We start from the raw sequence: 13,247 nt of genomic DNA, 5'->3' as shown, positions 1-13,247 counted from the left end.
ACCCAGGCACGGACCCAGGCACGGAGAGTCCAGGCACGGAGAGTCCAGGCACGGACGACCCGTCCTCGGAACCCACCAAGCCCACAACCGACGAGCCCACGAAGCCGACGGACCCGACTTCGCCTCCTCCGCGGGGAGGCATCCCGGAGACGCCCGGCACCGAGGCTCCGCCCAGGACCGGAGAGTCGCCGGGGAACGACGAGCCGCCTTCGCAGGATCCGCGCGATGTGCCGACGGGAGTTCTCGGGGCAGTCCTGATCACAATCGGCCTGTTTCCGTCACACTGACGGCGAAGAGGATTGCCCGAAGGCATCGGAGGCGGCGGTAAATGCACGACGGCGCGACCATCTCGGGGTACCGGCTCACCGGCCGGACGCGGATCAGCGAGCTCGGCACCTGGAACGACGCGATCTCACCTGACGGCGTGCCGTCCGGGGTCCTGAGGTTCGACCCCCGGGCGGTGGCCGCGCCGGACGCCAGGGAGCGGCTCGTCTCCGCGGTGAGCGCCGACCGGCGGCTCCTGCTGAGCGGCCTGTCCTCGCTCCTTCCCGTCGCCGATCTCGTCACCGCGCGGGGAGAGGTCTGGCTGATCACCTCCCGCAGGGCGATGCCGACGGTCGCCGACCTCCTCGCCGGCGGCGGGGGACCGGACTCCGGCAGCGCGGGAACGATCCTCGTCGAGATCGCCCAGGCCCTGCTGTCCCTGCACGCCGCGGGCCTCACCCACGGCGCCCTGCACCCCGGCACGGTGGTGATCGCCGAGGACGGCTCGGCGATGCTCGCGGAGCGCGGCCTGCTGGCCGCGGCGCGCGGAGAGTCCCCACCTGTGGAGCGTGACATCGCCGCCTGGGCGGCGCTCGCCCGCACGCTGTCGGCGAGCTGGGCGGGCGGCGACGCGGCACGGCTCTTCGACCGGGCCGCCGCGGCGGCCTCGGCGGGCGGGCTGGCCTACGCGCGCGACACCCTCCTGGCCGGCCGCGACGTCCTGCCACCCGGATTCACGACGCGCGACCGGCTCGTGGAGACCTTGCACCGATGGTCCGCGGCCGACGTCCCGACCTCTCCCGCGCCCCCCGCGCCCGATCCCGGCCAGATCGTCACGCTGCTGCACGCCGACCGCACCGGCTCCGCCCGTACGGCACCGCCGGCGCGGCCCGCACCCGAGAGCGACGTCATGATGCGCTTCGGGCCGGGGGTGCCCACGGAGGACCCGGAGAACCCGGGGAACACGGCGGAGCGGATCTGGCGCTCCGGGCAGGACCAGATGGCCACGCTGCACGGGCAGAAGGGATCACGCGGGACGCCGCGGCGCGGCCGGCGGCGTGCGACGGCGTGGGCGGGGACGATCCTGCTCGCGGTCCTCATCGCGGCCGGCATCCTGTGGCTGCGTCAGTCGCCGGGACTGGCCGTCGCGGTCGAGAAGGTGGACGTCCGCGGCCCGAAGAAGACTCTGACCTGCGATGGCACGGCCAACATCGTGGGTGTGGTGACCACGAACGGCGGGGAGGGCTCGATCCGCTACGTCTGGCTCCGCAGCGACGGGCAGAAGCTGGCCGAGCAGCAGTTGCGCGTGCTCTCCGGCTCCACCTCGGTCGAGCTTCCCCTGCACTGGAAGGTCAGCGGGGAGTCGTCGAATTTCAAGGGCACCGCCACCCTCCGCGTCCTGTCCCCCACCACCTCGGGGAAGGCCGTACAGGGTAAAGCCAGCTTTCTGTACAAATGCCAAGTTCACTAGTGTGGCCATATGACGACGACCCCCGCCGGTTGGTATCCCGACCCATACGGATCTCCCCAACTGCGTTGGTGGGACGGCTCCCAGTGGACGGATGCCACGCATCCCCGGGACACCTACACGCAGGAGACCGCGCCACCTCCTGACCAGCCGGCCCAGACCGCGCCGCTGAGAGCGCCGCTGCGGACGGAGCAACCGGCATGGGGGCACCTGGGGCAGCCTCCCCTTCCCGCGCCCGCCTTCGGGCGGCAGCCGAAGACCGCACCGGTCTGGCCGTGGATCGTCGGGGGAATCGCCGCCATGGTGGCGGTCGTCATCGCGATCAGCGCGGTGGTGATCTTCGTGAACAACCGCTCCGGCATCACGGCGTCCCGGCCGGACGAGGTGGTCCCGAGCGCGCCGCTCGACTCGATCGTCCCCCCGAGCCCGTCCCCGGCGGCTCCGCTCGCGGAACTCCCCCAGCCGTCGGGAGACCGGATCACCGACCCGACGACGGGGCTGTCCTACGCCTTCCCCGGCGAACCGTGGACGGTGCCCAAGTCCGCCGAGATCAACAACCCGGACAATCCGCAGGTCCCGCTCTGGACGAGCGGCTACAGCGCCGTGTCCCAGCAGAACTACGACGGCAACGGCGGCGACTGGGTCGGCTCGATCTACGCGGCACAACTGCCGCAGGTCCTTCCGTACGGCGGGCCGCAGGATCTTCGCACCTCGGTCACCGCGATGGTCGTGGGCTATGAGCCCCTGTTCTACGCGCCTCAGCACGAACGGAAGATCCTCCGCAACGAGGCCCTGGAGGTCAGCGGCCACAAGGCCTGGGTGACCGAGTTCGAAATGGACTTCTCGAAGGAGTCCGCGGCCAACGGCTGGAAGTGGAAGTCGGAGAAGGGCGCGTTCGTGCTGGTCGACCGGGGTCAGGACCGGCGTCCGTCCATGCTCTACATGTCCGTCCCGGACAATCTCGACCAATCGGTGCTCAACCGGGTGCTGGACTCGCTCGAAGCCCGGTGACCGCACTACTACGCTGGTTCCATGACTGACCTGCTGGTCTGGATCGACTGTGAGATGACCGGGCTCGACCTCGGCCGTGACGCGCTCGTCGAAGTGGCCTGTGTGGTGACCGACGGCGAGCTGAACCAGCTGGACGAGGGTGTCGACGTCGTCATCAAGCCTCCGCCGGAGTCGCTGGGGCAGATGTCGGACGTCGTCCGGGAGATGCACACCGCCTCAGGGCTCCTCCAGGCGCTCGCCGGCGGCGTGACGCTCGCCGAGGCCGAGTCGATCGTGCTCGACTACATTCGCGGCCACATCGCCGACCCCAAGAAGGCTCCGCTGTGCGGCAACTCCATCGCGACGGACCGTTCGTTCATCGCGCGGGACATGCCTGGCGTGGACTCCTTCCTCCACTACCGGATGATCGACGTGTCCTCGATCAAGGAACTGGCCCGGCGGTGGTACCCCCGGGTTTACTTCGCCTCGCCTGAGAAGCAGGGCGGGCACCGGGCTCTGGCGGACATCATCGAGAGCATCCGTGAGCTGCGTTATTACCGCGCCGCCGTGTTCGTGCCGCAGCCCGGCCCCGACTCGGCGACCGCGCGTGAGGTGGCCGAGGCGATCTCCGCGACGTGACCGCGACCTGATCGCGGGATGGAGCGCGATGCTCCCGAATACCGCTACACTTTTCTCGTACGCCGTGACGGCGGACATGGTGGGTGTAGCTCAGCTGGCAGAGCGCCAGGTTGTGGTCCTGGATGTCGTGGGTTCAAGTCCCATCACTCACCCCAGTACGGGAAAGGCCGGTCCTCACGGACCGGCCTTTCCCGTTTGCGCGCTTGCGGCAGATCATGCGACTGACGCGAGCAAGTCAGCGAACATTGCCCCCAAAGGTAGATATTGCGAGTTATGCTCACCTGACGACCGCAACGCCGGATGGGCGGGGGGCCTCGGCGATCTTTGACTCGGAGGCCGGATGAGAGTCGACGACCGCACGGGAATGGGACTGAGCAAACGGGAGACCGAGGTCATGGACCTGATCGCCACCGGTCATTCCAACGGCGAGATCGCCCAGCGCCTGTTCCTCAGCGAAAAGACCGTCAAGAACCACGTCAACCGCATCTATGCCAAGCTCGGCGTCGCATCGCGCGTCACGGCGATCGGGCGCTGGCTCGGCGGAACCGACCCTGAGGCATGAGAACGCCCCGTCACCCCCTCGTCCCGGTGGTCACCGCACCGGGGTCAGGGAGCGACCGAGACCCGGGTCAGGGCGTTGCGCAGGCCCGCCAGTCCGTACTCCAGCTCCTCGGGCTGGACGGACAGGGCAGGGCGTAGCCGGACGGAACTGTCCCCGCAGGACAACACGAGGATCGCCTCGTCCTCCCGGAGCCGGTCGACCAGCCCGCCGGGGTCGGGCACGTCGAACGCGCACATCAGGCCGCGTCCCCGGGCATTCGTCACGAGCCCCTCGGCCTCGAGCCCGCGCAGCGCGCCGAGCAGCTTCTCCCCCAGGATCGCCGCCCGCGGGATCAGCCCGTCGCGTTCGATGATCTCCAGCATCCCGCGGGATCGGACCATGTCCACGAGCCCGCCGCCCCACGTCGAGTTGATCCTCCCGCTCACCGCGAAGACGTTGTCGGGGACGAGATCGACCCTGCGGCCGGCCATGATGCCGCCCACTTGGACCTTCTTCGCGAACGCCACGATGTCCGGGGCCAGGCCGAGCTGCTGGTAGGCCCACGGCGTGCCGGTGAGGCCGACACCGGTCTGCACCTCGTCGAGGACGAAGAGCGCCTCGTTCTCGTGGCACAGCGCCTGCATCGCCCGCAGGAACTCGGGACGCATGTGGTTGTCCCCGCCCTCACCCTGGATCGGCTCGGCGATGAAGCAGGCGATGTCGTGGCGGAACCGCTCGAACGCCTCACGCGCCTGGGACAGGGCCCGCTCCTCGGCGTTCTCGACGTCACCGAAATGGATCGCGGGCACATCGATCCTGGGCCAGCCGAACTTGGGGAACCGGTCGGTCTTCACCGGGTCGGTGTTGGTCAGCGAGAGCGTGTAGCCGCTGCGCCCGTGGAAGGCGCGAGTCAGGTGGAGGACCTTGGTGCCCAGACCGGGATGGCGGCCGTTGGCCTCGTTCCACCGGCTCTTCCAGTCGAAGGCGCACTTGAGGGCGTTCTCCACGGCCAGCGCGCCGCCCTCGACGAAGAACAGGTGGGGCAACTCGGGATCGCCCAGCACCCGCTGAAAGGTCTCCACGAACTCGGCGAGATGGACGGTGTAGAGGTCGGAGTTGGCCGGCTTGTTGGCGGCCACCCGTCCGAGCAGCGCCAGGAACTCGGGGTCGGCGGCGAAGGGGTTCATCCCCAGGGGAGACGACGCGAAGAACGTGTAGAAGTCCAGATACCTTCTACCGTCGCGGACGTCGACCAGCCACGACCCCGCACTCCTGTCGAGGTCGAGCACCAGCCGGTAACCGTCGACGAGCAGGTGCCGGGCGAGGCCGTCGTGTACAGCGCTGGGATCCATGCCGCCTCCGCATTACGTCGGGACCAACACAATTCCCTCATACCGGGCGGTAGCTGTGAACAGTTTCCACAAAACTATCCCCTTAGGAGAACATTTTTCGCCAGCAGGCGCGTCCGAGGCAAGCCCCGACCTGCGAACAGGCGGCATGGATCACGAGGCCCCGATCAGACGGCGGCGTACACGACCAGGGAGACCGCCACGTACTGGACGACGTAGGCGGCGATCGTGAAGGCGTGGAAGACCTCATGGAAGCCGAACCACCGGGGCGATGGGTCAGGGCGGCGCAGGCCGTACACGACCGCCCCCGCCGAGTAGAGCAGGCCGCCGGCGAGGACCAGGATCCCCGCGGCGACACCCGCCCCCGCGAACAACTGCGGCATGACGAACATGGCCGTCCAGCCCAGGCCGATATAGAGCGCCGTGTAGAGCCAGCGCGGGGCCCGCAGCCACAACACGCGGAACAGCACCCCGACGGTCGCGCCCACCCAGATGACCGACAACACGGCCACCCGGGCGATCCCGTCCAGGGCGAGCACCGCGAAGGGGGTGTAGGTGCCCGCGATCACGAGGTAGATGTTGGCGTGGTCGAACCGGCGCAGCACCTCCTCGACACCCGGGGAGAGCCTGCCCCGGTGATAGGCCGCGGAGACGCCGAACAGCAGGCCGGATGTGATCGCGTAGACCACCGCGGCCAGCCTGGCCTGCAACGTGGGCCCGAGGGCCACCAGCACGAATCCGCCCACCAGCGTCGCGGGCACGGCGCCCGCGTGCAGCCAGCCGCGGAGCTTCGGCTTGCCCATCCGCTCCATAGAGATCGTCGTCACGTAACCTACGTTAGCGTAAGTTACGCTACCGTAGGTTGTGACGTACGTTACAAAGCCTTGAGAAAACGGGCGGCGATCGGGACGGCCGCGTCGCGGCCCGTGCCCCCGTGCTCGACGAACACGGCGAACGCCAGATCGCCCCAATATCCGATGAACCAGGAGTGGTCCGCGCCGCCCTGCCAGTCTTCGGCGGTGCCGGTCTTGCCTGCCACGCCTTCGGGCAGCCCGGCGTCGGCCGCGGTGCCGTCGGCGGTCACCGCGTTCATCAGCGTGCGAAGCCCTGCGGCCACTCCGGAGGGCAGCGGCACGCTCTGCGGCCGACCGGCGGCGTTCGCCGACGGCATCAGCCGGGGCGGCCGCCATTCACCGCTCTGCACGGCCGCCGCGACCAGCGCCATGCACAGAGGGCTCGCCTCGACCGTCCCCTGGCCGAAGGAGTCCTCGGCGAGCGCGTCGTCGTTCTCCGGCCGCCGCAGGCTGCCGCAGGTCCCGCCGACTTCGGTCGACAGGGGGACCCCGAAGCCGAAGGCCCGCGCCTGCCCGACCAGGACGTCGGGAGTCAGCCGCTCGACCGCCAGCCGGGCGAAGGTGGTGTTGCAGGACAGCGCGTACGCCTGGCGCAGCGCGACCGCCCCATGGGCCTCTCCCTGGTAGTTGTCGATCGAGCGCCCGCCCGGGATCGTGTAGGAGGCCGGGCAGTCGACGACGGTCTCCGTGGACATCCCCGCGTTGAGCAGAGCCGCCGCCGTGACGGTCTTGAACGTGGAGCCGGGGGCGTATTTCTGCTCGAACGCCTTCCGCCCGCCCAGGCGGTCGGCGACCGCGAGGACCTCCCCGGTCGACGGCCGCACCGCCACGATGGCGGCCGGGTTCCGAACCCCGTCGAGCGCACGGGCGGCCGACGCCTGCGCCGCCCATTCAATGGTGGTCTTGGTGCCCTTCGGCGCCTCGGGCGTGTACTCGACGAGCCGTTCCACCGGCTCTCCGGGGTTGTCCACCTCCACCCGCCAGCCCACGGGCGTGCCCCCCGGCGGCTCGGGGATCGCCGTCGCCAGCCGCTCGAGGTACGCCTCGGCGTCGCTGTCCGCGGGAAAGTCGCGCCCCTCTTGGGTGACGAGCCGTCCGGCCGTGACGCCGGTGGCGTCGGAGGACCTGCGGAGCCCGCCACCCGGCGCCAGATCGGGGTGCATGACGGCGGGCGCCCACAGGACCTTCCAGGTCTGGTCCCTGATCCCGAGCCGCAACGTCGAGCGATAGGACCACGGGCCGTAGCCCGGGAGCTCGCGGGCCTCGGTGATGGGCACCTCCGCGGTGTCCTCCCCGGTCATGACGGTCTGGCCCGCCGTCAGCCGCAGGGACTCCGCCGCCAGAGCCTCCTCGAAGCGTGCGTGCTGGGTGGCGAAGTCGGCGGGCGGGTCGTCGGTCAGCTCCCGCATCCTCCCCCAGTCCGCCGCCTCCCACGCCCGCAGATAGGTCGCGGCCGTCAGCTCCGGAGTACCCTCCAGCTGCGGTGTGACCGTCGGCGTCACCGTCGCCGGCGCGGCGGCCGGCACCGGTCGGCCGGACGTGAACAGTCCGAGCACCCCGGTGACCACGATGGCGCCCGCGATGGTGAACAGAACGAGCAGCGCTCGCGTTCGCGTACGGTTTGACATGCAGTCCGGGCCTCTCGCGGGGGGACGAGTGCCTTACATCACGCTGAAGGAGATCGAGGTGGCGAGGGAGAAGCAGCCGCTTCCGGGCCGGTATCCGGTGACCTTCGGCGAGGTGGAACTCTTACGCGATCTCGACCGCCCGGACGGATGGATGCTCAGCGTCGGCGGGGTGCCCCAATCCTACGTCGATCTCAGCGACCCTTCCTATCTCGAGTTCTCCTACGTCCAGCTGATGGCCACGGTCGTCGACTGCCTGCCGGACGGACCTCTCGACGCCGTCCACGTCGGCGGCGGCGCCTGCACCTTCCCCCGCTACGTCTCCGCGTCCCGGCCGGGCTCACGGCACATCGTGGTGGAGCCCGACGAGAAGCTCGTCCAGCTGGTCCGTGACCAGCTCAGGCTGAAGTCCGTGCCCCGGCTGAAGGTCCGGACGCTCGACGGCCGTACGGCCGTCACAGGGCTTTTCGACGGCTCCGCGGACCTGTTCGTGCTCGACGCCTTCTCGGGCGCGACGATGCCGGTGGAGCTCGCCACGACCGAGTACATGGCGGAGATCTCCCGGATCCTGCGGCCTGCCGGAACGCTCGTGATCAACGTGGCCGACGGGAGCGGACTGGCCTTCGCCAAGCGGGTGGTCTCCACGGTCTCCGGGGTCTTCCGGCATGTCGCGCTGCTCGGCGAGCCGGGCATCCTGCGGGGCCGGCGCTTCGGCAACCTGGTGATCGCCGCCTCCGCGGCGGAGTTGCCGGTCGGCCCCCTGACGAGGAGGACGGCGGGCGGCCTCACCCAGGCGCGATGCATGTGGGGCGAGGACCTGTCGAAGTTCGTCGCCGGGGCCCGGCCCATCCACGACGGTGACGCGGTCCTCTCGCCGGTCCCGCCCCCGGCGGTCTTCGGCTGACGACCGGGGCGGACCCGCCTGGACGCGCCGTCCGGGCCGCGCGCGGCAGGGCTTGATCCATCAGACACGATCTAGGTCTGGTGGTCGGCGACGATGCCGTCGATCCGGGCCGCCAGCTTGTAGTCGAGGTCGGTGAGGCCGCCCGCGTCGTGCGTGGTGAGGGCCAGGTGCAGGGTCCGCCAGCGGATGTCGATGTCGGGATGGTGGTTCAGGGCCTCGGCCTGCTCGGCGATGTCGTTCACGATCGCGATGGCCGTACGGAAGTCGGGTGCGACCACGGTGCGGTGGATGGTGTCCCCGTTGCGGGCCCATTCGGAAGCCTCGTACATGCCCCCAGGACATCACGAATCACCAGAAGGCGGAACCACGCCACACCGGAGCTACTTGAGCGCTCCCGTGGTCAGGCCCGACTGGATCTGACGCTGGAAGATGATGTAGACGATCAGGACAGGGATGATCGCCATGCTGAGCGCGGCGAACAGCCCGGCCCAGTCGGCCTCGTACCCCGCGTTGGTCGAGATGTTGGCGATGCCCTGGGTGATCAGCCACTTGTCCTGGGCGTCGCCCGGCAGCAGGACGATCGGCAGCAGGTACTGGTTCCACTGCCCGATCACGTTGAAGATCGTGATGCTGATCAGGCCGGGCTTGGCCATCGGCATCATGATCTGGAAGAACGTGCGGGTGTGCGAACAGCCGTCCATCATCGCCGCCTCCCCGACCGAGGTCGGCAGCGTTCTGAAGAAGGCCGTGAGGAAGAACACCGTGAACGGCAGCGAGTAGGCCACGTACACGAGGACCACGCCGGTGTGTGTGCCGAGCAACCCGAGGTTCTTCATCGTCAGCCACAGCGGGGCGAGAGCGAGGAACACCGGGAACGACAGGCCGGAGACGAACAGCAGGTAGATGGCCTTGTTGCCGAAGAAGGTGTACCGGGCGAGCACGTAGGCCGCCATCGAGCCGAACAACATCGTGAGGAACGTGGAGATCGCCACGACCTTGATGGTGTTCACTAGGTAGAGCCCGATGTGGGCCTTCGCCCACGCGCGGCCCCAGGCGTCCCAGTGGAACTGGTGGGGCAACGCCAGCGGGGTGTCGCCGAAGAGTTCGGTGTTGGTCTTGAAGGACGCGAGGAAGGTCCACACGATCGGGAAGATCACCAGGACCGCCCAGATCAGCAGAGCCACATGGGAGAGCCCGCCGAAGACGTTGACCGAGCGCCCACGCCCCTGCTTGCGGCTGGTCGAGGCCTCAGCGGAGGCCACGGGCATCACATCGGTCGCCACGCTAGAACTCGATCCTCTCGCGCCGGGTCACCCGGAGGGTGAGCACCGCGAACGTCAGCGTCATGAAGAACAGCGCGACACCCATGGCGGACGCGACGCCGTACTTGGAGTAGGTGAAGGCGGTGCGCCAGATCTCGAGGGGCAGCACGGTCGTCGCGTTGTCGGGGCCGCCACGGTCCACCGACAACACCTGGACCAGCGCGAACCCGTCGAAGGCGGCGATGCCGAGATAGACCCAGCCGACCTGGAGGGTGTCCCACAGCAGCGGAAGCGTGATCCGGAAGAACAGAACGAACCGCCCGGCCCCGTCCAGCGCGGCCGCCTCGAAGACGTCCCTGGGGATCGACGACATGCCGGCCGAGAAGAGCACGACGTAGAAGCCGACGGCCTGCCAGACCATGACCCCGATGATCGTCCACAGCGCCAGGCCGGGACTGATCAGCCATCCGACCGGATCGACTCCCACGGCATGGAGAGCGCTGTTGATGACGCCGGACTTGTCCGGCCGCAGGATCGCCTGGAACAACACGCCGACGATGGCGACCGCCAGCACCTGCGGGAAGAAGAACACGATCTTGTAGAAGGCCGAGCCGGGGACGCCGGTCATCTTCCCGTTCTTCTGCCCGCCGCCCAGGTTGAGCATGAAGGAGAAGAACAGGGCTATCGCGACGGTGATCAGCGGCATGGCAAGCAGGAGCACCACATGGTGCCGCACAGCCGCCCAGAAGACCTCGTCGTCGAACAACCGGGTGAAGTTGTCGAAGCCGACGTAGTCGAAGTTGGGCGAGATTCCTCTGGAGTTCGTGAAGGAGATCTGGAACGCCTGGATGTACTGCCAGATCACGAAGACCACGTAGAGGATCAACGGCACCGCGAGGAAGGAGGCGATGAAGCCGTACTTCCGCAGCAGGACCGGTGACAACTTGCCATGCCGCATCGGATCACACGCTCCGGGACTGCTTGGAGATGGAGGAGTCGGCCTTGGTCTTGTCCGCGGCCGCCTGCATCTTGGACGCGAACTCGTCGGCGCTGATCCGGCCGAACATGAGCGCGTTCGTCTGCTTGCGGAGCTCGGTCTCGAGCTCCTTGTACCAGGTCTCGAACAGCGAGTAGGTGACCACGTTCTGGCCGGCGCCGTTCTGCGCGGCGACGACGCTCGTCAGGCCGGGCGAGAGCGTGAGGCCCTCGGTGGCGCCGACGACGACCGTGAGGCTCTTGGTCTTCTCGGTGAAGGCCTTGGCCGCCGGCTTGGACAACATCACCCGCAGGTACTCGAGACCGCCGGTCGCGTTCTTGCCCTTGGACGGCACGACGTAGCCTTCACCGGCCGCGGCGCGGATCGCCTCGTAGGGCATCTGGTCGGCCGCCGTCACCGACGGGGTCGGCGCGATGGCGTACTCGAAGCCCGCGGGAGTGTCCTTGGACTGCTCCGACTCCAGCCACGAGCCCGAGGGGTAGAGGGCGATCTTGCCCTGGTTCTGCTGGGTCTGGACCTCGGTGTGGATCAGGCCCTCGTAGGACTTGTCCATGTACTTGCCGATCTCGGCCCACGCGGCGGCGGCCTGCTTGACCGCGTCGTGGTTCCAGGCGTTGTCGGCGAGGTTGTCGATGTTGACCAGGACCTCGTTGCCACCGATCTTGGCGGCCGAGATCAGGATCATCCAGTACGCGTAGTACGAGGCGTTCTTGCCGGCGTACGCGAACGGGACGATGTTCTTGGCCTTGGCGGCCTCGGCGAAGGTCTTGAACTCCTCGAACGTCTTCGGCGCGGTCCAGCCGTTCTTCTCGAACAGCTTGGCGTCGTACCACAGGCCGTAGGCGGTGTAGACGTAGTTCAGCGTGTACGGCTTGGCCGGGTCGCCGCCGAGGCCCGACTCGATGGTGCCGGGGACGAGGGTGTCCTTGACCTTCTTGCTCGGGTCGTCGATCGACGGGGCCTCGAACAGCGGGGTGAGGTCGAGCAACTGGCCCGCGCCGATCAGCGCACCGGCGTCCAGGTTGTCCGTGCCGGAGTTGTTCACGACGTCGGGGACGTCGCCACTCGCGAAACGCGGGGTCAGGGTCTGGCTGATCGTCTGGATGCCCTGGTGCTTGATCGTCGCCTTCGGGAACTCGGCCTTGTACAGCGGCTCGTGCGACTGGGTCGCGTACTCGTCGCTGTAACCACCCTTGAAGATCACAACCTCGAGGGGCGCGTCGGCCTTGACGCCGAACGGGTTGGTGGCCGACGTCGCGGCGGCACTGGGAGCCGTGGACGGGGCGGCCGTGTCGCCGGAGGTGGCGCAGGAGCTGAGCAGGCCGGCGGCGGGAACGGCGACGAGGGCGGTGAGGCCCACGCGCCGGATCATCTGCCGGCGCGTGATCTCGCGGGGGGTACTAGTCATCAACTCTCCCGTGGCGGGGTCAATTAGGAAAGTTTCCTAAACGTTTGCTGGAACGTACGGCCAGCCCACGGCAGCGTCAAGATGTTGTCGTCGGTCTAGACCAACCCGTAACCCGACTGGGATGAATCCGCGCCGACGATCACAGACTATATAGCCGTTTGTGCAGGTTAAACAGAAGTTAAACAAAGGTCCTATGACCCAATAAGAGTAGGTAACCGCAGATGCTCTGCTAGGCGACTGGTATAGACCAGGTTGCCGTTATTTCGGGCGATCGTCTAGATTCGCCGGCATGGAGGAGCTTCGTCGTCAGCTGTGCGACTACGGCAGGCGGGCCGCGGAGCTCGGCCTGGTCATCGGTACATCGGGCAACCTCAGCGCCAGGGACGGCGACCTCGTGACGGTCACGCCCTCCGGCGTCGCTCTCGACCGGCTGCGCCCCGAGGACTGCCCGATCATCCGGCTCGACGGCACCGTGGTGGAGGGCGACCTGCCCCCGTCGTCGGAGACCCCCATGCACCTGGCCGTCTACGCCGCGACGGGGACGACCGCGGTGGTGCACACCCATTCGGTCTTCGGCGCCGTGGTGGCGACCACCATGACGGAGTTGCCCCCGATCCACTACAACTCCCTGCTGCTGGGCGGCAGCGTCCGCGTGGCCGAGTACGCGACGTACGGCACGCCCGAGCTCGCCGCGAAGGTCCAGGAGGCGCTCACGGGCAAGCAGGCGGCGCTGATGGCCAACCACGGCGGCGTCACGATCGGAGCCGGCCTGGAGAAGGCCTTCGAGGCCGCGCGCCTGCTCGAGTGGCTCTGCGAGGTTTACGTCCGTGCCCTCGGCATCGGCACGCCCACCGTCCTGACCGAGGAACAACTCGCCGACGTCATCATCCGAGCCTTCACCCCACCCCCCACCACCCCCTCGCCGTGATCATGCACAGGTTCGGCC

General features: G+C 68.5%; 13 protein-coding genes and 1 tRNA gene. 7 read left to right on the top strand and 7 right to left on the bottom strand.

Translation table 11 applies throughout. From position 1 onward, the window contains the following. Positions 1-328 precede the first annotated feature (328 nt). From Psi02_RS06110 to Psi02_RS06090, 5 genes are all read left to right on the top strand, one after another. Positions 329-1,735: a protein kinase family protein gene (locus tag Psi02_RS06110; protein ID WP_203972447.1), complete on the top strand. Its 1,407-nt coding sequence runs from the start codon at positions 329-331 to the stop codon at positions 1,733-1,735. Positions 1,736-1,744: 9 nt separating this feature from the next. Continuing rightward, positions 1,745-2,743 carry a DUF2510 domain-containing protein gene (locus Psi02_RS06105; protein ID WP_203972446.1) on the top strand — a complete coding sequence of 333 codons (999 nt, stop codon included), beginning with the start codon at positions 1,745-1,747 and terminating at the stop codon, positions 2,741-2,743. 21 nt (positions 2,744-2,764) lie between these two features. Further along, positions 2,765-3,361, top strand: a complete 597-nt coding sequence (gene orn / locus Psi02_RS06100) for an oligoribonuclease (RefSeq protein ID WP_203972445.1) — start codon at positions 2,765-2,767, stop codon at positions 3,359-3,361. A gap of 79 nt (positions 3,362-3,440) precedes the next feature. Beyond that, a tRNA-His gene (locus Psi02_RS06095) sits at positions 3,441-3,516 on the top strand. A gap of 185 nt (positions 3,517-3,701) precedes the next feature. After that, entirely contained in the window at positions 3,702-3,923 is a 222-nt protein-coding gene (locus Psi02_RS06090; RefSeq protein WP_203972444.1) for a helix-turn-helix domain-containing protein, read from the top strand. Between the two features lie 44 nt (positions 3,924-3,967). On the opposite strand, the gene lat is transcribed toward Psi02_RS06090, so the two are convergent. From lat to Psi02_RS06075, 3 genes are all read right to left on the bottom strand, one after another. Further along, positions 3,968-5,254, bottom strand: a complete 1,287-nt coding sequence (gene lat, locus Psi02_RS06085) for an L-lysine 6-transaminase (protein WP_203972443.1) — start codon at positions 5,252-5,254, stop codon at positions 3,968-3,970. 164 nt (positions 5,255-5,418) lie between these two features. Further along, positions 5,419-6,063: a PAQR family membrane homeostasis protein TrhA gene (gene trhA / locus Psi02_RS06080; protein ID WP_203972463.1), complete on the bottom strand. Its 645-nt coding sequence runs from the start codon at positions 6,061-6,063 to the stop codon at positions 5,419-5,421. A gap of 62 nt (positions 6,064-6,125) precedes the next feature. Then, positions 6,126-7,733 (bottom strand): penicillin-binding transpeptidase domain-containing protein, encoded by a 1,608-nt coding sequence (locus Psi02_RS06075; RefSeq protein ID WP_203972442.1) that lies wholly within the window; start codon positions 7,731-7,733, stop codon positions 6,126-6,128. Positions 7,734-7,761: 28 nt separating this feature from the next. On the opposite strand from Psi02_RS06075, the gene Psi02_RS06070 reads away from it, so the two are divergent. Continuing rightward, entirely contained in the window at positions 7,762-8,634 is an 873-nt protein-coding gene (locus tag Psi02_RS06070; RefSeq protein WP_239094645.1) for a spermidine synthase, read from the top strand. Positions 8,635-8,705: 71 nt separating this feature from the next. Here Psi02_RS06070 and Psi02_RS06065 read toward each other — a convergent pair whose 3' ends face one another. The 4 genes from Psi02_RS06065 to ngcE are packed head-to-tail and all read right to left on the bottom strand — an operon-like array spanning position 8,706 to position 12,301. Further along, entirely contained in the window at positions 8,706-8,963 is a 258-nt protein-coding gene (locus Psi02_RS06065) for a 4a-hydroxytetrahydrobiopterin dehydratase (RefSeq protein WP_203972440.1), read from the bottom strand. 51 nt (positions 8,964-9,014) lie between these two features. Further along, positions 9,015-9,917 (bottom strand): carbohydrate ABC transporter permease, encoded by a 903-nt coding sequence (locus Psi02_RS06060; RefSeq protein ID WP_239094644.1) that lies wholly within the window; start codon positions 9,915-9,917, stop codon positions 9,015-9,017. Position 9,918: 1 nt separating this feature from the next. Further along, a complete protein-coding gene (locus tag Psi02_RS06055; RefSeq protein WP_203972439.1) occupies positions 9,919-10,854 on the bottom strand; it encodes a carbohydrate ABC transporter permease in 936 nt (311 codons plus the stop codon). A 4-nt stretch (positions 10,855-10,858) separates the two neighbouring features. Next, entirely contained in the window at positions 10,859-12,301 is a 1,443-nt protein-coding gene (gene ngcE / locus Psi02_RS06050) for an N-acetylglucosamine/diacetylchitobiose ABC transporter substrate-binding protein (protein WP_203972438.1), read from the bottom strand. A gap of 289 nt (positions 12,302-12,590) precedes the next feature. Between ngcE and Psi02_RS06045 the strand changes: the two genes are divergently transcribed. Continuing rightward, positions 12,591-13,229 carry a class II aldolase/adducin family protein gene (locus tag Psi02_RS06045; protein WP_203972437.1) on the top strand — a complete coding sequence of 213 codons (639 nt, stop codon included), beginning with the start codon at positions 12,591-12,593 and terminating at the stop codon, positions 13,227-13,229. Positions 13,230-13,247: the final 18 nt, after the last annotated feature.

This window comes from Planotetraspora silvatica (genome assembly GCF_016863315.1).
GTDB classification, from domain to species: domain Bacteria; phylum Actinomycetota; class Actinomycetes; order Streptosporangiales; family Streptosporangiaceae; genus Planotetraspora; species Planotetraspora silvatica.
This window is presented reverse-complemented; position numbering and strand designations above follow the sequence as displayed.